Origin of the sequence: Nostoc sp. XA010 (genome assembly GCF_020829625.1) — a bacterium.
GTDB lineage: Bacteria > Cyanobacteriota > Cyanobacteriia > Cyanobacteriales > Nostocaceae > Nostoc.
The window spans coordinates 155160-175796 of sequence record NZ_JAIVFX010000015.1; the positions used below are offsets into that span (position 1 = coordinate 155160).

The following is a 20637-nucleotide window of genomic DNA, read 5'->3' on the forward strand; positions in this document are numbered from 1 at the left end:
TCCTGAATTCTTACTTACCTATGAAAGTCCGCTCTAGTTACTGGCAACTGTTGCCTTATCTGTGGCCCCAATGGCCGCTGTTAATTCAGGGATTAGCTTGTATCTTGGGATTTGTGTTATTCACCCTAGCAGTGCCCTATTTAGCAGGTCAGGTCGCTTTTTATCTTGGTCAGGGAAATGTTAACCAGATTGCCTACTGGCTCGGAATAGCCACTTTGGTATTTTTGGTTCGGGGGTTTTGTCAATACGGGCAGAATGTCTTTATGATTGCTGCTACTCTGAACATGGTTTTAAACTTGCGTAAGCGCGTTTATGCTCACCTGCACAAACTCGGATTAGATTACTTTGAAACTACACAGACGGGAGACCTGACTTATCGCCTGACGGAAGATATCGATCGCGTAGGCGAGATTGTGGATAAGTTATCCCATCAGTTTCTTTCCAATTTGTTGCAGTTAATTGCAATTCCCATTTACATGCTCTACCTGAATTGGCCGCTCACTCTTGCGGGTTTGATTTTGGCTCCTTTAATGGCTTGGTTGATCGGGCAATTTGGTCAGCGATTACTCGTGCTATCTCGCCAGAGCCAAAATCAAGTTTCCAATTTGTCGGCGATGCTAACTGAAGTATTTAGCGGGATTCGCGTTGTGCAGGCTTTTGCAGCACAAGGGTATGAGGTCAAGCGATTCAATCAAGAAGCAGAAATCAATCGCCAAGCTAAGTATCGCGCTCTACAACTCAAATCCATTCAGTTTCCCGTTGTCGGTTTTTTGGAAGCAGTTAGTATTATACTGCTGTTTTTATTAGGAGGATGGCAGATTTCTCAGGGGCAACTGACCACTCAAGGGTTTATCAGTTTCTTAGCTGCTGTGGCTTTACTGATTCAGCCAATCGACATGATGATTAGCAATTACAACGAGTACAAACAGACCGAAGCTTCTGTCGAACGCATCTTTGAATTGATGGCGGAGCAGCCTAGTTTAATTGAAAAACCGAATGCTAAGGAACTGCCACGAATTGCTGGCAAGGTAGAGTATCGTCATGTCAATTTCGCTTACAATCCCGACGAGCCAGTGCTCAAGGATCTTTGTCTGCACGCTTCTCCTGGTAGTGTCATTGCCTTGGTTGGTTCTTCTGGGGCGGGCAAATCGACTTTAATTAACCTTTTACTTCGTTTTTATGATCCCCAGGCGGGTCAAATTCTAATTGATGATATTGATATCCGCGATGTCACACTCACAAGTTTGCGCCATCAAATTGGCATTGTTCCCCAAGATATTACGCTTTTTTCGGGAACGATCGCTGAAAATATTGGTTATGGTCAAGAAGAATTAAATTTGCCAGCAATTGAGGAAGCAGCAAAGATTGCCAACGCTCACTCGTTCATCACCCAGTTTTCCCAAGGTTATCATAGCTGGGTTGGCGAGCGCGGAGTTAACCTATCTGGAGGACAACGCCAAAGATTAGCGATCGCCAGAGCGATCGTCAACGATCCTCGAATTCTCATTCTGGATGAAGCTACTTCTGCCTTAGATTCGGAGTCAGAAGCACTAGTTCAAGAAGCGATCAAGCGAGTGATGCAAAACCGTACCGTGTTTGTTATCGCCCATCGCTTGAGCAGCGTTCGTAGGGCTAACTGCATTCTCGTACTAGAACATGGACATTTGGTTGAAGCTGGTACTCACACCTCCCTCCTGTCTCAGGAAGGACGCTATGCCCGTTTTTATGCCCAACAGTTTTACTCTACAGATGAGGATTAAGCTTACGAATTAACCTTGCTTTTAATTAAACGGTGCAAAAGGCGGCAAGGCCATAAAAAAGCTCCACATATAGTTACTGAGGCGATCGCAGCCACAACTCGCCAAATGGAACTAGATTCAGTGGCAGAATCTGAAGGGTGAGCTTGTGTGTTTTTAGCTAATTCTGGCACTAAATGAGATAGCTGACTGGCTGTAGTCACCCCTTCAATCGCTGCTCCAATTAGATAAGCTACTAGGGCAATTACTAGCCAGTTATTCATAATATTCAACTGTTTGAACTCTGAGCGTATGCTTGGCAGTGAGCAATGATTTGATTTATAGTACTAATGATTGCTGCCTTGTCCAAAGGATACTCGGCCTTCAGCCGTATCACGAATGAGGGGCAGTTTAGATTTTATATAAGTATTAAGGCTGCTATCTACCTGAGGATCAATAGCCTGCTTCGCTTTTAACTGCTGGAGAAGCACTTGTACTAAAGCAGCATCGTCAAACTGGAGCAGGGTGCTGACCTGGGTAGACTCAATTACAGCCCAAAGCTGTTGCATCATTTTGGCAGTGACCATGAGTCTGTAACCTCTTAAGCTTTTCTTTATATTTACACAGATTTTGAATTTGTAGTTAGCTTTTATCTGAAGATTTATCAACATATAGGCTGAAAATGGCTGAGTCAGTTAATCAGTTGAGTTATAGCCTTTTTCAATTGATTGAATTACAGTAGTGCTTAAGCCTTAGCGTAACCTTGCTCTATAAAGAAAGAAAACTGCCCAAAGAGTTAGATTGTCTCTAACCCAATACGCTTGGATTAAGGAACGTAGACCCAAAGGGGCTTCTTGCAGGGTAATCCAACATTTTCATTGATTTAGTTGGGTTTCACCTTATAACTATAGGGGAAGCAAGCTAGAACCCAACCCACGCAATTTATGGTTTTTGAGGCTATCCCAAACGTATTGCTCTAATTCCCTGCGTTTTTATAAATAAGGAAGGAATTAGAGCAAGCATTTTGAAAAGCCACAATGCAGACATAGGTAGGCTTCAGCGCTTTTTGTGGAGGGAAACTTCAGTTGTCTTCGCTGTCGGGTACTTTTGCGAGAAATTTATTGTGAAACTCTAGCACAAGCTCCTTCCTGACCAGAAGGATCGGCAAAAACTGCTAAAGTGTGATATTCCGGGTTATCTGTTTTATATATCACTCGAAAAGTATATAACCTATTTCTACCTTGTCCTTCGGTAACAACTGTTAAAAGTGTATTGCTAGTGGGAGGAAGCCCAGGAATATTTAATTTTTGAATTCGTCTGAGTTGAATTACATTCGCTGAGGAGTTTTTACAATCTCCTCCACTACTATTAGCGTCTTGACCAAACTGCATACATACTGGCCCATCAAAGTCTATAGTTACCTGTGATGGATCGTTTAACCAAACTTTTTTAATTACTTCTCCAGCCTGAATAAAGCTTAAGTTTGTTCCTTGTTGATACCAAACGTCGATTGTAGGTATTGCTCCCCCTAAACCCTGTGCTTGACAGGAAAATATGGAACGCAGAACAGCGTTATTAGCAACAGCGCGGCCTACCAACAAGAACATAGCAACCGAGAAAATTAAGGAAGCTATAGGTAGGAAATAAGAATTACCTGGGGTATTTCCTGACAAGTTAGGATTACTTTTCATGGTTGCAAATGGAAAGATTGGTAGATAGAACAAGAGAATATGGGAAAGATAGAAAGAAAACTAATTACCAATTACCATTACCCAATCAAAAATCTAAAATTGGTATAAATCCTACCTTATAAAACTAGATTGGTTGATTAACGTATAGTTCAACTTTTGTGCCGGCTTTCATAAACCAAACATTAGTTGGTTGTGCCATTTGAGCGATCGCCTGTTGATTACGTTGGGCAATTTGGGGTACTACAGAGTTCATACCACCTTCCAGAACCGCAGCTGCAAGGTCGCGCCTGTTCTCAGTGATAGTACCAGTAGTAGAAGTAGTGACGGGGGTGGTGCTGCCGTCGGTATTAGTGGTAGTGGTGGTGGTGGGTAAGGACACGAGTGTGGTATCAGGGCGATTTATTAACTCTGCTGCTTTACCAATACCTCCCAAAACGAATAGTCCTGCATCCATTGATGCTATGGACGAACTTTGACCGGGATATTTATTTGCCATTAAAGGTTTACCTTGGCTACCGCGAATAATAATTGCATTGCTGGGTAAGCTTTGTTCGGTAGGGTTGCCATTATTTTGCGAGATAAGTTTAGTTACGCTCATCTGCATAAGACCTTGTTCGTTAATGGAACTAATTTCAGCTAGGAACTCGGTGTTTGCAGGTATGACAGTAGTACCATCCTTAGATTTTAGTGCTTCTTGCGATTTGATCACGAATACGTTTTTCGCTGGGCCTGCTTCATCACCACCGCCTGATCTAGTAGTAGTTTCTCCAAATATCGCTGTTGCTAACACAGCTTTAGCACTAGTTCCTATTGCTAAGGATTTCTGTCCCACGGGTTGCGCTTGACTCACCTCAGGAGCAGGAGTTTCGGGTGGTGGTGTCTGTTCTTGCTGCGGCTGCGGATTGTTTGCAGATTCAGAAGCAGCTGCAATGTTATTAGATTGATTCGTAGCATCTACTTGACCGTAGCTACCTAACTTTGCTAACCTTTTCCACTCTTGCAATGGGCTTGGTGGAGATGGTGGAGTTATATTAACTACGGGTTGAGGGTTTGGCTTCACAACTGGTAGTTGGGGCGATCGCACAGGTTGAGATGCAGGTACTCTAACGATGCGCTCAACTGTCACTCTCTGAGGCACATAAGCTGTTGGTGGGGGTGTTGGGATCATTCTCTGTGTACCTCTGGAAGAAACTGACGGTTGTTGTAAAGCTACTGTAGACGCTGATTTGGCAGTTCTGAGCTGTTGTTGGGCAGCTTTTACCATCTCTGCTTGTTCAGTCAGGGCTAATTTCGTTTTCAGAGTATCTACTTCGCCCGCTAGTTGTTGAGAGGTAGATTCATCAGTTGGCTGCTCAGGCACTTGTGGAGCAACAATAGTTTTTGGCTTCTCAGTGCCAGGCATTAGCTGGGACAAAAACACACCACCCACCAAAACGATCGCTAAGGTAGCAGCCCCTACCAAGCCTAACTTTGCAAAGGGATTAGATGAGAGCGGTTGCTTTGTCTGAACATCTTGTGGTTGATAAAGCGACTCTTGCGGCGTTGCAGAGTCTTCTGCTCCTTGGGTATCGGGAGAAGATTCTTCTTCAAAGCCGACTAACCTTGACATCCGCGATTCCCAATCAAAAGATTCTACATCTTGTTGGTGAGCGTCGGTGTTTAGAGTAAATCCATTTTGAGGGGGTGTTTCCGCAGGGATTGAGTATTTAGTCATGGTAAAGCTTGGTTAGGATTTCCAGAACAATTTTTATCTTTGATATCACATACATTATAAATTTCTAGTCTGGCTTCACCAAGGCGGTAAGCTGCGAACTGCAATGGTAGTCCTGCATTTGGTAGGGAAGTTGCGGGTTCATCTATTGCTCTAACTAAAATTTGTTTATTAAACGAAGTTGATTTTCCCAACCTATCATAACCGCTAAATACTAGTTGATTAGCAAACATCTCCACTTTCCACTGTCCATTACCTATTTCTGTAGGTTGAGAAATTTTTTGAATTACTAATACATTCTCTGATCCTCTATTAACATTTTCAAATTGGCTATCTGGATTTAAATTGGTGATTTCTGACTTAAGTTTTTCTTTAAAATTATCAGCTACTAGTTGGGAAGTAATTTCCCAAACTTGCGTTGGCGGCTGTTGTTCTGATGAGGTAAGCATTAAGCTCATAGTTTCACCCACAAACCGCCGAATAGCCTCTGGTTGTCGCTCTAAATTTGGTTGGGGGTTTACGGTTATAGTGCGACCATCAACAAGTTGCACTAAACTTTGAGGTGTGAGTTGCCGGCCTAATTGTTGTAACATAGACCCGTGAAATAGTAGTAAAAGCAAAGTAAACACATGTAACCCAAATGTTCCTACTGCTAACAGTGGCAATGGGTTATTTTTTCTATTTTCTGGTTTGAGTAATTGCATTAATATTTATATAAATTGAATTAGTGAATTAGAAATCTATAGGTCTTATTTGATTTTTTAAAAAAGCTCTCAACTCGAAAAGGCTGATTCCCTACTCCCCACTCCCCACTCCCTACTCATCTAATAAAGCTATCAGATGTTTGTCCAGGGTCGCATTGGGTAAATTTATCATTGTTAAGGTTGTTGTTGCCATCTAGCAAACATAAGTTACGAACTTCATAAATTTCTAATCTATCTGCGCGGACACTATAAATTGCTTTTTGCAAGTCTGTGCCATTGTCGCCTTGGGGATTACCAAAATAATCTGCTGCACGTACAAGTAAATCTTTGTTAAAAGGAGTTATGAGTCTTGCACCACCAACTCGGTTTTTTTGAATTAAATCGGCTACCATACCCACTCGCCACTTACCTGGTGCAATTTGTCTTGGCGGATAAACCCGCTTAATAACTAATTGTGATGTCATAGCTAGGCTGGGATTTTCAGAAAAAACTTCTGCCGGTGTCATTTCTGCAACTGTGCTTAAGAAACCTTTGCGAAAGTCTTCAGATAAGGCAAAACTAGCTATCCAACTGCTGGTACTAACTTTTTGGCTACCCCCTTGAGGTGTTTGAATAAGAACTCCTAAATCTGGCTTGGGGTTTGCAACTTCTTCAATATTTTGTACTGGTAAGGTTCCAGACCAGCTAAACATTGATATCATCGTTTTGCTGATGAATTGGCGAATTGCTTCTGGTTCTCTTGCTAAATCATCAATATTAGCTACTGGTTTACCGTCTATTAATTGCACAAAGTTGGGAGCTTTTCTCAGACTTAGTTGGCGAATATTTAGCCCTTGTAATAAGAATAAAAATAAAACTAATATATGTAAACTGAAGGTTGCGATCGCAAAAATTGTCAAAACACTTGCCGTCGTTCTTTGTCTTTTTTCTAGTAAACGCACCATTTACTCATCTTCTCCTTTTTGCGTCAGTTTTACCCCACCCTAACCCTCCCCTTGGAAAGGGGAGGGAACTAGATCCCGATTCCTGTCTCCCCCCTTTCTAAGGGGGGATTAAGGGGGGTAATTTGACTTGTGTATACACTGTAGCCCCACAAGCGGGGAGGGGTTGGGGGTGGGGTGCTAGGGGCTTTTGTAAAAGGCCTTATATTAATTAGGATTTGCATATAATTCAGCAATTACGACACATATCAAAATTTTGCTCATTTTGAATTTTGTTTATATCCTCTCCCTTACTAAAGAAGCTGTATTACTGATCCCACTGAAGAGTGCAAAACCGCCAGCAGCAGCCACAAGTAACGATAAAATTGGTGCTAAAACTCCCAGAAAAATTATGAACCACATTAAGTCTGGATCAGCAGTAGGATTCTGACCTGGCCCATTTACAATAACTGCGGCAGTCACAATAGCAATAATATTGAATGAAATCTTGGCGATTCCAATAGATAAAAATCCGGTCAGCCATGCAAAAATTGGTTTACCAGCTACAGGCAATAAAGAGCCACCTACAGCTATTGGCCCTAACAGGGCTATCAGCAACATAGTAGCTTCTATCAGATTCTGAAAGGCATATTGCAAGGAAACTAAAAAGTTTTTGATGCTTGTTTGGACTGTAGAACCTAACAAAGAATTAAATGATGTTTCTGATACAAGGCTAGTGCCATATCTAATATTATCTATCTTAGTTTGTAGCCTATTTATCCAAACTCTCCTTCCGTATGTATTTCTATATTTCTGCAAGAGAATATTAATTCTCTCCGAAGCTTGGACAAAGCATTTACTTTGTTGTTCACCAGTTAGGGATTGGCAAGGACGCAGAAAAGAACCAGTTACTTCTTCAGCAACACTCATATTAAGTGCTTGTTGGAACATTTGACCCGCATCTGCTGATACCACTACTTGCTGATTGACAGTGTTTAAAAAATCCCGTAATCCCAGTGTCAGATTAGAAAGGATACTTCCCTTACCTGAATTACTTAAGAGGATCACCACCACAAAAGGCCAAATTAAAGCTGATATTGGACGACTATATTCGTAGGATATTAAGTCTCTGAGGAATTGTATCATAAAAAATAACAGGGTTCCTACCGCAAAAAAAATACCCAGATTTGTCAGCGCTCCATACAAGTTATTACTGGTGGTGTTTTGTAATAAATTCAGCCATTGACTATTCCAACCTTCGGCAATACTTAGAGAAGTTCTGGCACCATTATTGAGAACGTCATCAATGCCTAGTTGGTTGCCTAGTTGGGCAAAAATTAGTTGAATAGCAAGTTGCATTTTGAGTTTATGGGCTGTTTTTTTAGATTTAGTAGGGTGAATTAGCAACGGAACGCACCATCCCGGATGCTTTCGATGCGTTACGCTGTCGCTAACGCACCCTACCAAACTTTTTTATATTTCCTGTTGGTTTGTAAAAAATTCAAGTATTTTAAAAATTTATTTTTGTTCGGATAGTTATACTTTTATTTATCCTAAGATCCTCATTTCCAACTTTTTCTCTGCCAAACAAATCTAGTTGAGATGTAGCTCGTAAAAGTCGCGCCGCTTCTGTAGATGTATCTACTCTCCGAGCGCGATTTGCTTCTTCTGACTGTTGAGAAATGTTTGCTAAATTTAAATTAGAATATTGTAAAGACTGATTCGTTTGTATTGTTTGAGCAAATGTTTCGGCTACGATTCTTGATTGTAATTTTTGGAGTTGAATGATTTCAGGGTCTGGATTTAGCAATTGAGTTACCAAGTCTTGTATAAGATTACAAGTTACGCCTGCGGGTGTTGGTGTTGCCTCGGTAGGACAAGGAAGAGTAGTTCCTCCTGAGCGAGTTCCCCCAGAACCAGAACTGTCAAAAAGCTCCGACTGAAGATTTTCTAACTTTCCTTTTATCCGACTTTGTGCATTTTTACCAAGAACACCTACCGCTACTCCACGGGTAATTAAACGATTTAGTTCATTACCAGCTAAATTTCCCCGTACTGCTGCATTATTTTCAAAGCGGCTTGCTCTAGACTGTGAACGATAAGAGTAGTCAATCACATTATCACGAACCTTTTGTCCCGCAGCAACGGGGTTAGGTATTTTCAATTCTCCCTCGTTACTGGTAGCACTAATAGCATTTTGACCATCTGATTCAGGGTTTAAGTTTTCGTTCACATTCCTATATTGAAAGTAATCTTGCAAATCTCTGGAATATGATTGAAAATCACTCCAAACCTGGCCTACTAGCGTTTGATCTTGTTGTGCCATTACTGGTAGGATTGCTAGGGATAGCAACGTTAGAGTAAAAATGGTAGTTTTTCGCATAGATTTGTGCCTAAAAAAGGTAATTTAGCTTTTTAACTATGATTTATAACAAGGCAAGGAGTAGGGAATCGGCTTTTTCGAGTTATACGGAGTTTTTTCAAAAATCAAATAGGAGTTCTATATAACTTTTTGAATCACTGTTAACTGCTTACAGAACCCGATTAACTACTACGCAGATTAGCCACTAACTGACGTGCAAATGCAGAAATTGCTTCATATTTATCGCTATGAAGTTGCATCATTTTACTACGTGCAGTTTGTTCAGCAGGGTTATTAGCAACTGCTGCCAATTGTTCGTAACCTGGATAATAACGACAGAATGTATAAATACCGTTATCATCTAACAGCCATTGGCTATAAACGCTTTCTTTGCGGGGAAAGAAGCTTTCTGAGGCATTACGAGAAATAATGTTGCGGGGATACTTTAAGATATCTGCAAAACTATCCACTGCAACCGGCTGAATGCGTCCAATCAATCGTGTTGTCAAGTTTTGCAAAATCTTAGATGCAGCTTTAGATTTGGCAATTGTATCAGGATCTTGTCCTGATAAGATGACTCTGATACCGGCTTTAGCGCCGTTTGCACAAACTCTGCCAACTAAGTCAGAAATTTGCTCGAATTCAAATAGAATTGGTGCTTCGTCAATGAAGAATATAGAAGCTGGACTACCTAATGCGCGTCGTAATGCTGCTGAATAGGCACTTAGAGATAGTACGGCTGCATCTTCACTATCTGATAGGTTTCTCAGAGCAAAAACTAATAGTTGTGCATCGGTAGGAAAGCTAGATGGTGCAGAAATGGCTTGTCCCACCCTACTAGAAAGCCAAAACCGCAAGCGCAGCTGAATTTGGCTAAGTGCGTCTTCTACTCTGCCAGTTAAAGTACTTAGCTGCAAGTGTTCTGATGAACAGAAAAACAGAAAATCTTTTAAGGTAGGAGTTTTCAGCCAAGCCTGAGTGCCAAATCCTCCCGCCATCGCCTGTCGATATCGCTCTTTTATACCCTCATCAGCAAAGAAGGCTTCTAATGCTAAGTTGAGGAGCGATCGCACGGTTTGCGATAAAATTTGACTTTCAGTGGATGATCCTAAAACCATTGTCATTAAAGCTGATTCTAGGAAGGCGGTATAATCGTTAAAGCGATCGCGCTGTTGTTCTGGATCTAGCGATCGTAAGTCTGGCTGTTCAAATAAGTTATTTGATTGTTTGGAGATATCGAAATACGCTCCATTGGCCCCCATAAACTCTGTATAGTCAGTGAAAGTAGATGTCCCATCAGGTTTTGGGAAATCTAACGCCACAACCGGAATACCATGTGCCAAAGCCTGAGTTAAAATCCCTGATACCAACACCGATTTACCAGCACGAGTTGTCGCAAACAAAGCTAAATTTTTGTGTTGATTAAACAAATCTAAATGTATGGGCGTCCCGCCTTCTTCAGCAATCAACTCAAAGCCTTGTTTATCACCCTGTTTAGTTAAAACTAAAGGCATTAATCCGGGAACTTCACTTGTTAAATATAGCTGGCGACGATTGAAAGGTGTCGCTAACAAACCTTCCCAAACTATTGGTAGAGTTTGCAGCCAAATTTTCCAGGCGTATTCAGTTTCCCTAATTAATTTTGCTGGACGTTGAAAACAGTTTTCAATATATCTTGTTGCCTCATCTAATTTATCGACAGTTGAACGATGTACCAAAATAACGATACTCGTATAAATCGGGACTGCACCTTCAAATAATTGTTCTTGTGCTGCTACCGATTTCTTCAACTTTAATTGCGCGTTGACATCAATAGTTTTGCTTTTTTCTTGAGCCATGATTGTCGTCATGTTTGACTGCTTCAGCACTCGTTGCAAAGTAGTTTTCACCATTGCTGGATTTGCCGCAGTCAACTCACAAAAAATCTCTGTATCTACTACTGTTTCTCTGGCTAACAATTCCCATAAATATCGCAGTTGAGTAGATTTATTTACCCAACCTCCGGGTTTTTCCAGAAATGACAATGCACCAATATAACGATTGTTAACATTAACCCAACGGCGATCGGCACAAGGTACACTAGACTCCATCAGCAAAGTTGTGCCGTGGATATTGTCTAGAAGCAATTTAGTACTAGCTAAATCTGAATTAACTTGCTCGTGTAGTCCTTGTTCATCTAAAGTCATCAACTGGGGAATCGGTATTGGCTGCGTATCATTAAACCTTTTCCAGATGCCTTCCCAGAGTTCATCAGCTTTCAAAGGTTTGACATCCAATCCCATTTGGTTAGATAAAATTTGTTCCCAGCGTAAAAAACCTTGCTTGTAAGCATTTGTTATCAGCGTTTCTATGCGCTGGTTTTCTACATCTGAGAGATCCCCTTTAAATTTTAACCACCATGATTCCGCTCTAACTAAAAGCTTCTCTATCCAATCATCTGCATTTCTGGAGTTGGATTCAATGGTATAAGTGACATAAATCCGCAAAAATTTAGGCTTGCGAACACCAGAAATAGTCAATTCTTTGACTCTGGCTCTTTCTGCCATCAACAAATATTTGATATCTCGTGATGGCGCATTTCTGATTAGCGATACTAATTCTTTTTGGCGCTCTTTGTCGGAACTAAAAGATCCTAAATGCAGTGTCATTCTTTCACCGCTAGGAATGTCTTTCAATCCGGCTTCAATGTTATTAAAGAGTGTATCGATTTGTTCGGCTCTTAAAGTGGTATGAATTCCCTTACAGTCAAAACCAAAAACAAAGCAAAACCGATCTCTTTGAGTGCCTTTTGTCAAAAGGTAAGCGCCAATATCACGTCCATTCATTGCGACACGTAGCATTGTCGCCAAGTGCAAGGCATCTTCAAATGGTGTTAATCTACCTTCATTTCCGGCGACGCCGACGCTTTGTTTTCCGATTTTTTGCTTCATGGTTAACTTCCAATAAGCTCTGATAACGAGCAAAGCCTCTTGTCCAAGCGGGAACGCCAATAAATTTACTTAAAAAACTCCAACTCCTACCACCAGTTAAAATCCACCAAGTTCCTATTCCCCAACCTGTCATTAGTATTGTCCACAACCACTTTTGAAACTCTTCTTGGAAAATCCCACCAAAAACTCCGTTGACAATAAAGTAGGAGGCTAAGGCAATTACTGTCCAAGGAAGAATTTGATCGGCAGGGATTGGCCCTAATGAGGGTTGGCTTCCTAGAACCTGATTGACTGGACGAAAATCTTGTTCCCGATCTTGAGACATTTGAAATATGAAATATCTAAAATTATTTACTGCCCTTGTGGGCCTATTACAAAGCGTGTGAGTACATCAGCAACGGTAACAGCAACAACGACTAATAGGGGAGTTCTGGCAATACTTTGCCAATCCTCATCTTTACGCACTGCGTTAATCACACCAACTAGAGAAATTGCAATATAGAGTAAGTATATTGCCCGCAACACATTAAATATTAAACTTATTGCTGCCTCACTACCACCACCAGCTGTTTGCGCTCCACCTAAATTTCTTTTAAAAAACCTTTCAGCTTCTCCAAAAAACTGTGCTTGTGCAGGGGCTGCAAACCAGTCTAACCAATACAAACTCAAAATTACGGCTGCTGCTAATATTTGTAATATTATTAGCGATCGCCTTGGTAAATTCACCTGTTGCCCAATCTGCTGGGTGATGACTGTAATTAAACTACCAACTAGTAAACAAAAAAGCAAAATAGGACTATTTAGGCTGATAACGCTTACAAGTACAGCACAAGCAATCAAAAAGGGTACAGATTCCCCCAGAATAATCAAGCTGGATTTCAGCCCCAGTCTTAACTTCTGAGATCCTTTGAGTGCGCTACCAGTTAAAGCTTTGAAAAAGTTTCTCTTGTGAGAACTTTGTCTAGACATTGCTAATTTTCCTATGGTGTACTTGAGTGTTTATTGTCTAAAAATTTACAATATTTAAGTCAATTTAACATGATTTAACATTTATTTTTAATAAAATTATAACTTTTTCAGTAGAATGTTACGCTGGATACAAACTATTATTCATTTAAGTTAATTGAATATTAATTTTGGTTTAAAAAGAAAGTATGCATGGTTTGAGAAACTAAGTTTCGAGCTTTAAACCAGAACTGCTATAGTCCTTTTAAGCTCTTTCTATACCACGGCTTTTGCCTCAACTAGAGGTTGGTAAAGCCGATAAAAACGCAAGACTATGCTTGAGAGCATAGTTACAAGTTCTATAGTAAACATTTTATTACTCCAAGACACTGTTTTGTATGGATAAGACCTTACAAAACATACTACATTAATTGCTACAAGTTTGGGGAGTTCACAGCATTGTAGCTAAAGTATCCCACCTGCAAAGCCCTTTGAGAATAATTTTGGAGATTTATGATGTTAACATTACCATTTGCATGTAGTTAATTTCAGTCTACCGTCACTAGCAGGAAATGGACTACACTTTATCCTTTTGGCTAAATATCGCAATCCTATTTAATTTTTGAGAAAATACTTACAAATTGCAAGCTGTTTTGTAACTAAGTGCAGGGTGCGTTATCTGGATAGAATCATTCAAGGTGAGCATCTGTACTATCCAAGCTTTTATGGCATTTCAGGTATCGGTTGGAATTGAGCAAAGAATCTATGCATGAAACTTTAAATTTTTTCGACTGTAAATTAAGCGATGCCTTATCTGCGATAGGCTTGTCTGCGATAGGCTTTTGCGATCGCAATGACTATTTATCCTTTACATATAAGTATGCTTAGTAAAAATTAAAACTACTTAACAAATATATTTCCTAATCTAAAATCGCAATTGAATACAACCCTACCGTTCTTGGTGACGGAATATGTATCGGTCAGAGGAGTAAAAAAAGTTCAACGGTCAACTATGTTATGATTAAGTATGTTGAGAAATATTTTCGGTCATGTGACTGACTATATGGACGCCTCTCCGAATCTAAATCTCTACACTCTTTGATTCTGGAGGTGTCTACACCATTTCATTCCAGAGGTGTTTTATGTCAGTTTATATTGCTGTATTGGAATACATTGGGTGAAACTGGTATCACAAGCTGGAAGTCAAAATGCTTTAATTTTGGGCTTCCTGGCTGTTTGGAATGGTAGGTTTATTTCTGCCGACCTGTACTAGAATGCTACTTATTTAAGCTAGATTTATATCTCCGACTTATTGAATAAGTCGGGCACATGGGCAGCAATTTTTGCTTAAGTAAGTGGGATTGGACAGTAAATTGTATCACAAACCCAGACAACATACAAAAAATACTTGAACTTATGCCAACGGATATAATTACCCGTCCTGAATCCCTAACAGAAGATTGCTTTTTTACTTATGCCCTTGGGACTGATTTGCATGATACTAATTCGACTGCCCAATATTTACGCAGAATCAGGAAAGAAGATAAACCCTATATCGACATAGCTGTTTCTCCCAGACCTGGCTATCGATTTGAGGTCTGCCTTATCCCTGTTGAAGGGTTTGCTAAAGAAACAATATTGACAAAAGATGGATTCGCCAAAGCTTTAGCGATTATTTGTGCTGTCTCTAACAAAGCTAGGAAGCGATTCCCCTCAGGAAATGGACAAGAAATTGTCCGGTGTCAATTTACCAACTTAGCTGATGCAGTGGCTGTAGCGAACAGATTGTCTGCATTACCATCTGATATGTATGAAACTCTCGCCAAGGTATCAAATACATTGTGAGTTTGCGTCCGCTTGAAGATTTATTATTAGAACTGACGCGAAGAGATTTTAATGGTAAGTAATTAAACGGACAAGAGAATAAAAAACTCAATGGTTCGTATTTAATCTGTTGAGAAAAGACTTGTTATACAAGGCTTTTGACCCTAGTGGACAATTTTCCTGTTTTTCCACAGTGACCCATAATTGAAAGTGAGTTTTTTTTATGCCTACAAGTCCTTTGCGTGAAGAACCTCGTAACCAGCGAGCGCCTGTAATTCGTACAAGTAATGAATTTATTCTCTTGGAATGGTTAAAGTCAACTGGTCGTCTAATAGAACGGGAACATCAAGAATCTGAGTATTTAAATGAAGTAGAAGAAATTTCAGAAATGATAGACCTTGATGATATCCCTTACGATCATGACGATGATGATGCTGACATGGATATAGAAGCGTAGTACCGCAAAGCGGAAGTCAAAAATCAAAAGTCAAAAATCCTGTATTTTAGGGCTTTGAACGATTGAAAATGGTATCTTCATTTTTGCCACGCTGTACTAGTAGGGTAATTCGTAATTGATTATTACCCTAAACATTTCATTGATTTGGAATGTGTAATTTATTTACGCCGAAAGGTTATAAATCCCGACTTTTTAAACAAGTCGGGATTCTTAGTATTAAAATGCGAGTGTGTTTAATTTTTGGACTTGAGTAATAGATAAAATAATTGTCCATTGCTAACTGTAACACCAGCCCGATCGCCTGCTAATTTCCCAGTACCTAAAAAATAATCTACCCTACCTGCACCTTTAATTGCACCTCCAGTATCTTGGTCAAGAACATAACGACTAACGATGCGCTCCTCCATTTTTCCGGTAGGATTAGCAAAGGGAATAGAAGCACGAATTAATGCTAAAGCACCAGGAGGCATGAGGGATTTATCTGTAGCGATAGAACGCTCTGCTGTTAGTGGTACGTTGATAGAACCTTGGGCTGGTTCACCGTGATTTTCTTGAAAAAAAACAAAACTGCGATCGCGCGGAATATAAATGTTTAATTCTTGGGGATGCTTTTGGAAATAGTCGAGAATAATGGGCATAGTCATCCCTTCTAGCGGTAATTTGCCATCATTCGCTAATTCTCGCCCAATACTTTTGTAATTATAAGCGGTATTACCCGCATAGCCGATTGTTGTCTGACTACCATCGGGAAGCTGAAGTCTCGCTGAACCTTGAATTTGAGCTAAATATGGTTCGAGGCGATCGCGAAACCAAAACAACTCTAATCCTTGTAATTTTCCTTTTGCAGCTTGTAAACCATCTGCTCCTTCTAATTCTTCGCGGGTAGGATGAGGCTTAGTCCAAGAGTTTAAATCAGGAGGTAATCGATAAACAGGATAACGATATTCTGCTGTGGGGACGCGACTAGCTGCGTAAAGCGGTTCATAATAGGCGGTGAATAAAACGGAACCTTTGGTGTCTTTACCAACTGACTGGTAAAGAACAAATTCCCGTTCGATGGCTTGATTTAATTCTGTTGCAGAATTAGTTGTTAGTAGGAGTTCGCGGAATCTTTTCAAGCTTTTGATGACGCGATCGCGTCTAATGTCAGCCACCGGATAGTTTTGATAAGCAGCCGCAGCATTAGCCGTTTGCAGGTATTGGAGACTACGAGCGATCGCACTTAATAGCGCCTTTTTGTCTGGCATTTCTCCATAAAGAAATTCATCAAAACAAGAGGTATCATCTTGACAACAAGTGATTGGTAATCTCTGAATTAATGGTGCTTTTTGGTTTTCAGCAGTCAAGGAAACTGGTATATCCCACTTTTTCACCTGACATTCTGGCGAAATGAGTTCCCGATGCGCCAAAGATTGCATACGCACCAGGAAAATTGGCAAAATTACAGGTAAGCTGATGGCGATAACTTTGTTAAACTTTCCTAACTCAGCAAGTATCTTTTCCATCCAAATTCAAATTTTTGATATTATCCCACTTCCCTCAAATTTAAAAATAATGTAATTATTTGACAATATCAAAATCTTCCCTACTCCCCACTCCCTATTCCCTACTCCCCACTTCTTATTCATTCATATTCCGGTAAGTTGCAACTGCTGAAGGCGATATCCGATTCAAATATCGGAATATCCAATATTTAAATATGGTATCTAAAATCACTGGAAATGTAGCAATAAATAAGAAGATAAAATCTCGATTTGCTGGTAATCCCCAATGACGCGATACACCTTCTAGTAGTACTTCCCAGCCATGAGGAGAGTGGAAACCTACAAATATATCGGTAAACAAAATGATGATAAATGCTTTGGCACTATCGCTAAGTCCATAAACAATCCGATCAAAGAAATCTTTAATCACAGCAATAGAAGACTTGCTGACGAGGAAAAGCCAGATAAAAGCACCCACCGAAAAAATATCTGCAAAAACATTTTTAATAGCATTAGAGCTTTCATGACGGAATTCTTCAGCAAGCTCAACTGCCCTCTTTTTCATTTCAACTTCTATCTGTTCTGGCAACAGTGGCGGAGCATTTCTAATAAAATTTTGAAACTGGAGTTTTTCTTCAAATCTTTGTAATTCTCCAAGGGCTTCCTCTTCCATTTCGGAATTGAGGAATATTTGCCTTTCCTCAGTGTCTCTAAACTTATCAATAACTGGCCCAACTACAAAAGCTTTTGCTATTTGATGCGTCAGAAGTGGTACGATAATTAACAGTAAAATAAACCTAATAGATATTATTGTTCTTCTTTGAGCTTGACGAAAACTTTGGATTACTTCTTGTTCTGAATTAGGATCTAATTCAACTTGCAGACGAGTGATAGTACTTAAAATAGAGCGCGGTAAAACGCCTGTTGTATCGATTTTACCCTTTGGTTTTGCTTTTGTCTCCCAGTCTTGAGTTGGTATTTTGGGTGGTAACGTTGAATTATTGACGAGCATTGATTTGTCGTCAGATATCACAGGGTTAACTGCTATATTTTGAGGTTGAACCACTAAAGCTTTAGAACTTCTTTGATCAGAAAGTGTTGTGTATTTAGATATAACTTGATCGATAAAGTTTAGCTTTTCCAAAACCAAAGAAGGACTGAGATACTCTATACCTGCTTTCTCGGCAGCTTTTTGATTCTCTTCATTTAAAAACCAACGGCTTGCTTTTAACTCTGTAAGCCGCATCCTCACAGTTCTTAATAGCTTTTGTAGGTCTGACTCAAAATAATCCATGACGCTGTTACTGTACATGGCTGAGTCACTGTCTATTTTATTACCATTAAAATGCTTGTCTTCTATTTCCTTAATCTTTAATGCTGCATCGTAAGCTTGATTTAAAGAACGTTCAGGAGTTTGTAAGTACCATCGGTAAGTATCAAGCAAGAAAGAATAGATTTTTTGGCTAAAAACAGAGTTTTTCATTGGAGACAATCATCCAGCATTATTTGGTGACTATTAACCTTAAGTTAACGCACGAGGTATACTAGCAAATCTACAAGGAGAAAGTTTGTGGTTTCTCATTCGGTTTGGATTGTTGGCACTAGCCGCAGTGGTAAGACGGCTCGCTTGGTAGAGCAATTTTGTAGTTGGGTACAACCTGAGAAGCAGTATGTTGAATCATTTTATACTAAAAAATCAGGACGTAAAAAAGGCATTCATATACCCGAATTTTTATATCTTAAACAAACAGAGCCAGGAGTTTTAGTTTTAGCTGCCAATGATGATAATCGGAGAGAATTGGGAGATATAATTGTTACATCTACATTAGGAAAATATCCGGTGCGTGCCAAGACACCGCTAGGTTTTTTTCAGGATGAAGTTATTTTATTTTGGCCATTGCTAATTAACTCTTTGAGCCTGAAGGCACAGTTTCCGGTAAGATTGCGCCCAGAAACGGAGCAAGAGTTAGCAACCAAACTCTGGCGTCCCCAATTAGACGAAGAAATTTTACGTGTTGCGGGAGTGAATGAATCTCGCTTGGTGCGTCGCATTCTAGATTTATTGCAATTAGCAGCTTACAGTGGTGTACCTTGCGAAGATATTGCCCAGATTTTGACAAGAGGTCTAGGGGAAAATCCTACAACTTTAGAACCGGAATTTCTCGCCTCTTTGCTCCTAGATTGGCGTAACTGGTGTTTAGAGAGGGGATTACTAACTTATGGCATTATTACTGAACTGTATAGTCAGCATTTATTAAGCGATCGCAATTATCAGCAGCACTTAACTAAACGCTATCAGGCGGTATTGGCGGATGATGTAGATGATTATCCTAGCGTAGCGCGTCTTTTATTTGAATTGCTATTAGATCAAGGTGCAGTCGGGGCATTTAGTTACAATCCCGATGGTGCAGTGCGATTGGGATTGGGAGCAGACCCCAACTACCTAGAAGGGTTAGCAGAACGTTGTCGGGTTGAAATCTTGACCGGGCCTCCTCCAGAGTCCCTTGGTGAGCAAGCTAAACAGATGGTGGAATTACTCACAGAACCGATGGTACTGTTGAGCTTACCAAAAACCGTGCATTCAATTCAAACCACCTCCCGCGCCCAACTATTGCGGCAAACAGCAGAGGAAATTGCTAATGCCATCCAATCACAGCAAGTGCAACCAGAAGAAGTGGCGATTATTGCACCAGGTTTAGATGCGATCGCTCGTTATACTCTAGTAGAAATCCTGGTTAAGCAAAACATCCAGGTAGAATCGCTCAATGACCAACGTCCCCTAATTAGTTCACCCGTCATTCGCGCATTACTTACCATGCTGGCACTAGTTTATCCCGGCTTGGGACGCCTCGTAGATCGGGATGCCGTGGCAGAAATGCTAGTTGTCTTGAGTAGGAAACAACAATCACCAGAAAACTCTACAGACGCGATTAATCGCGTCTCTACTGATATTGATCCGGTTCGCGCTGGTTTGATTGCAGATTACTGCTTTGTACCCCATCCCGATCGCCCCAACTTGCTCCCAGTGTCAGCCTTCGAGCGCTGGGATAGAATCGGCTATGCAGCGACTACAGCATATAATGAGATATTACAGTGGTTAGAACAACAGCGATCGCAACAAGAATTGCGGTTAATTCCCAGCCCCATTTCCCTCTTAGACAGAGCAATTCAACGCTTTTTGTGGAATGGTAGTAATCTCCCCTACGAACAACTAGCCGCACTGCGAGAATTATTAGAAACCGCCCAACACTACTGGGAAATTGACACCAGATTACGACAAATTGCCCCAGTTGAGACAACGCCTCACACAACTATTATTGAATTCATTCAACTACTGCGACGTGGTACGATTACCGCCAATCCTTACCCTGTGCGTTCCATTGGTGGAGTGAGAAAGGCTGTCACCTTAGCAACTATATTTCAATATCGATCTAGTAGGCGATCGCACCGTTGGCATTTTTGGCTGGATGCTGGTTCACCTCTATGGGCGAAAGGTGGTGCAGCAACTTTGTTTGGTGCGCCTTTTTTCCTGCGAGATAGGTTAGGCGAACCTTGGACAGCAGAAGATGAAAAATTGGCAGAAGAACAAAGACTGCGAAAAATATTGACAGATTTACTATCTCGTGTATCTAAGAGAGTTTATTTGTGTCACAGCGATTTAGCAGTGAATGGACAAGAACAACTAGGGCCGCTGTTACCCTTAGTGAATGCTTGTGTGACGGTTATTTCTGAGGCTACTAGCTAACTAAGTAAGTCGGCGCGAAAAAACTAAACTATGTAAAGATAAGTAAATACGGAGAATGCATCTACCGAGGTGACGAAGATATGGGCGCTCGTTTAAGGGTGTTTTTGACTAGCGATCAAGATAAAACT

The 20637-nt window shown here is 40.5% G+C and carries 17 protein-coding genes; 4 read left to right on the forward strand and 13 right to left on the reverse strand.

Translation table 11 applies throughout. The features are described 5' to 3' along the window. Positions 1–20 precede the first annotated feature (20 nt). On the forward strand, positions 21–1760 hold the full coding sequence (locus tag LC608_RS21595; RefSeq protein WP_229555461.1) for an ABC transporter ATP-binding protein: 1740 nt from the start codon (positions 21–23) through the stop codon (positions 1758–1760). A gap of 2 nt (positions 1761–1762) precedes the next feature. Here LC608_RS21595 and LC608_RS21600 read toward each other — a convergent pair whose 3' ends face one another. The 11 genes from LC608_RS21600 to LC608_RS21650 form a co-directional block, all read right to left on the reverse strand. Then, the gene (locus LC608_RS21600) at positions 1763–2020 is read right to left on the reverse strand and encodes a hypothetical protein (protein ID WP_229555462.1); all 258 of its coding nucleotides are present in this window, start codon (positions 2018–2020) and stop codon (positions 1763–1765) included. A gap of 63 nt (positions 2021–2083) precedes the next feature. Further along, complete coding sequence (locus LC608_RS21605; protein WP_229555463.1) at positions 2084–2323, reverse strand: hypothetical protein; 240 nt, start codon at positions 2321–2323, stop codon at positions 2084–2086. Between the two features lie 531 nt (positions 2324–2854). Further along, positions 2855–3427: a hypothetical protein gene (locus LC608_RS21610; protein ID WP_229555464.1), complete on the reverse strand. Its 573-nt coding sequence runs from the start codon at positions 3425–3427 to the stop codon at positions 2855–2857. A 124-nt stretch (positions 3428–3551) separates the two neighbouring features. Then, positions 3552–5141 carry a TrbI/VirB10 family protein gene (locus LC608_RS21615; RefSeq protein WP_229555465.1) on the reverse strand — a complete coding sequence of 530 codons (1590 nt, stop codon included), beginning with the start codon at positions 5139–5141 and terminating at the stop codon, positions 3552–3554. Next, entirely contained in the window at positions 5138–5842 is a 705-nt protein-coding gene (locus LC608_RS21620) for a hypothetical protein (protein ID WP_229555466.1), read from the reverse strand. The genes LC608_RS21615 and LC608_RS21620 overlap by 4 nt, the downstream gene beginning before the upstream one ends. A 116-nt stretch (positions 5843–5958) precedes the next feature. Next, the gene (locus tag LC608_RS21625; protein WP_229555467.1) at positions 5959–6786 is read right to left on the reverse strand and encodes a hypothetical protein; all 828 of its coding nucleotides are present in this window, start codon (positions 6784–6786) and stop codon (positions 5959–5961) included. A gap of 273 nt (positions 6787–7059) precedes the next feature. Then, on the reverse strand, positions 7060–8121 hold the full coding sequence (locus LC608_RS21630; RefSeq protein ID WP_229555468.1) for a hypothetical protein: 1062 nt from the start codon (positions 8119–8121) through the stop codon (positions 7060–7062). Positions 8122–8272: 151 nt separating this feature from the next. Then, positions 8273–9145 (reverse strand): hypothetical protein, encoded by an 873-nt coding sequence (locus tag LC608_RS21635; RefSeq protein WP_229555469.1) that lies wholly within the window; start codon positions 9143–9145, stop codon positions 8273–8275. Positions 9146–9306: 161 nt separating this feature from the next. Beyond that, positions 9307–12054, reverse strand: a complete 2748-nt coding sequence (locus tag LC608_RS21640) for a hypothetical protein (RefSeq protein ID WP_229555470.1) — start codon at positions 12052–12054, stop codon at positions 9307–9309. Beyond that, positions 12008–12379, reverse strand: a complete 372-nt coding sequence (locus LC608_RS21645) for a hypothetical protein (protein ID WP_229555471.1) — start codon at positions 12377–12379, stop codon at positions 12008–12010. Before LC608_RS21645 ends, LC608_RS21640 begins: the two co-directional genes overlap by 47 nt. A 26-nt stretch (positions 12380–12405) precedes the next feature. After that, positions 12406–13023, reverse strand: coding sequence for a hypothetical protein (locus LC608_RS21650; protein WP_229555472.1), 618 nt, complete (start codon positions 13021–13023; stop codon positions 12406–12408). 1392 nt (positions 13024–14415) lie between these two features. Here LC608_RS21650 and LC608_RS21655 point away from each other — a divergent pair. Both LC608_RS21655 and LC608_RS21660 read left to right on the forward strand, forming a co-directional pair. After that, positions 14416–14844, forward strand: a complete 429-nt coding sequence (locus LC608_RS21655; RefSeq protein WP_229555473.1) for a hypothetical protein — start codon at positions 14416–14418, stop codon at positions 14842–14844. A 202-nt stretch (positions 14845–15046) separates the two neighbouring features. Next, complete coding sequence (locus LC608_RS21660) at positions 15047–15280, forward strand: DUF3134 domain-containing protein (RefSeq protein ID WP_229555474.1); 234 nt, start codon at positions 15047–15049, stop codon at positions 15278–15280. A gap of 233 nt (positions 15281–15513) precedes the next feature. Here LC608_RS21660 and LC608_RS21665 read toward each other — a convergent pair whose 3' ends face one another. After that, on the reverse strand, positions 15514–16785 hold the full coding sequence (locus LC608_RS21665) for a murein transglycosylase A (RefSeq protein ID WP_229555475.1): 1272 nt from the start codon (positions 16783–16785) through the stop codon (positions 15514–15516). 115 nt (positions 16786–16900) lie between these two features. Continuing rightward, positions 16901–18247, reverse strand: a complete 1347-nt coding sequence (locus LC608_RS21670; protein ID WP_374108420.1) for a proton extrusion protein PcxA — start codon at positions 18245–18247, stop codon at positions 16901–16903. A gap of 87 nt (positions 18248–18334) precedes the next feature. Here LC608_RS21670 and LC608_RS21675 point away from each other — a divergent pair, with 87 nt between their 5' ends. Beyond that, positions 18335–20509, forward strand: a complete 2175-nt coding sequence (locus tag LC608_RS21675; RefSeq protein WP_229555477.1) for a recombinase family protein — start codon at positions 18335–18337, stop codon at positions 20507–20509. Positions 20510–20637 lie beyond the last annotated feature (128 nt).

Coding starts and splice junctions, on each gene's coding strand:
- LC608_RS21650 (WP_229555472.1), bottom strand. CDS start 13,023: ATGTCTAGACAAAGTTCTCACAAGAGAAACTTTTTCAAAGCTTTAACT.
- LC608_RS21615 (WP_229555465.1), bottom strand. CDS start 5,141: ATGACTAAATACTCAATCCCTGCGGAAACACCCCCTCAAAATGGATTT.
- LC608_RS21645 (WP_229555471.1), bottom strand. CDS start 12,379: ATGTCTCAAGATCGGGAACAAGATTTTCGTCCAGTCAATCAGGTTCTA.
- LC608_RS21665 (WP_229555475.1), bottom strand. CDS start 16,785: ATGGAAAAGATACTTGCTGAGTTAGGAAAGTTTAACAAAGTTATCGCC.
- LC608_RS21625 (WP_229555467.1), bottom strand. CDS start 6,786: ATGGTGCGTTTACTAGAAAAAAGACAAAGAACGACGGCAAGTGTTTTG.
- LC608_RS21670 (WP_374108420.1), bottom strand. CDS start 18,247: ATGAAAAACTCTGTTTTTAGCCAAAAAATCTATTCTTTCTTGCTTGAT.
- LC608_RS21605 (WP_229555463.1), bottom strand. CDS start 2,323: ATGGTCACTGCCAAAATGATGCAACAGCTTTGGGCTGTAATTGAGTCT.
- LC608_RS21610 (WP_229555464.1), bottom strand. CDS start 3,427: ATGAAAAGTAATCCTAACTTGTCAGGAAATACCCCAGGTAATTCTTAT.
- LC608_RS21600 (WP_229555462.1), bottom strand. CDS start 2,020: ATGAATAACTGGCTAGTAATTGCCCTAGTAGCTTATCTAATTGGAGCA.
- LC608_RS21655 (WP_229555473.1), top strand. CDS start 14,416: ATGCCAACGGATATAATTACCCGTCCTGAATCCCTAACAGAAGATTGC.
- LC608_RS21635 (WP_229555469.1), bottom strand. CDS start 9,145: ATGCGAAAAACTACCATTTTTACTCTAACGTTGCTATCCCTAGCAATC.
- LC608_RS21640 (WP_229555470.1), bottom strand. CDS start 12,054: ATGAAGCAAAAAATCGGAAAACAAAGCGTCGGCGTCGCCGGAAATGAA.
- LC608_RS21660 (WP_229555474.1), top strand. CDS start 15,047: ATGCCTACAAGTCCTTTGCGTGAAGAACCTCGTAACCAGCGAGCGCCT.
- LC608_RS21595 (WP_229555461.1), top strand. CDS start 21: ATGAAAGTCCGCTCTAGTTACTGGCAACTGTTGCCTTATCTGTGGCCC.
- LC608_RS21620 (WP_229555466.1), bottom strand. CDS start 5,842: ATGCAATTACTCAAACCAGAAAATAGAAAAAATAACCCATTGCCACTG.
- LC608_RS21630 (WP_229555468.1), bottom strand. CDS start 8,121: ATGCAACTTGCTATTCAACTAATTTTTGCCCAACTAGGCAACCAACTA.